We start from the raw sequence: 585 nt of genomic DNA, 5'->3' as shown, positions 1-585 counted from the left end.
AGCCGGCCGGCGAGGCCCACCTCGCGGGCGAGCGCCACCGCCTCGGGGCGGCGGGCCAGCATCGACTCGGCGCCGAGGTCCACGCGCGCCCCCGCGATCTCCCCCGGCAGCAGCTTGCCGCCGACCCGTCCGGAAGCCTCCAGCACCGTCACGCGGGCACCGCGCTCCTGGAGCCGGTGTGCGGCGGCCAGCCCGGCGATGCCCCCTCCGACGACGACCACCCGCTGCCGGTGACCGGTACTCGTTGCGCTCATGCCTCCACCCTCTCAGACGCGGGACGTTCCCCGGCCAGGGCCATGTGGCCCTGCCGAGTCCCGACCGTGACCGCTTCGGGACCGTCCGCCGCAAACGTTTCGCGTGCCGGCGGCGTCGAAGGAACGTCGGAGATCACCACCCGGGGGGAACACCCAGATGCGCATACACACGTCCGCACGGCCGGCCCACGTCCTGGCCGGGGTCCTGCTCGCCGCGGCCCTCGCCGTCACCGGATGCAGCGGCGGCGGTGACAGCGGGGCGGCCTCATCCGACGGAGCGGCCGGGGCGCGGGCCGACGTGGGGGCCGACGAACAGGCGGCGGCCGGGGAC

Annotated in this window: 1 protein-coding gene; it reads right to left on the bottom strand. The window is 76.6% G+C overall.

Translation table 11 applies throughout. The features are described from left to right. Nucleotides 1-254 (bottom strand): FAD-dependent oxidoreductase (locus G3I53_RS28180; RefSeq protein ID WP_164438919.1); only part of this gene is annotated, 254 nt, incomplete at its 3' end. Nucleotides 255-585: the final 331 nt, after the last annotated feature.

It is taken from the genome of Streptomyces sp. SID14436 (assembly GCF_010548465.1).
Taxonomy (GTDB): Bacteria; Actinomycetota; Actinomycetes; order Streptomycetales; family Streptomycetaceae; genus Streptomyces.
Note: the sequence above shows the minus strand (reverse complement) of the source record. Positions and strands in the feature narration are given on the sequence as shown.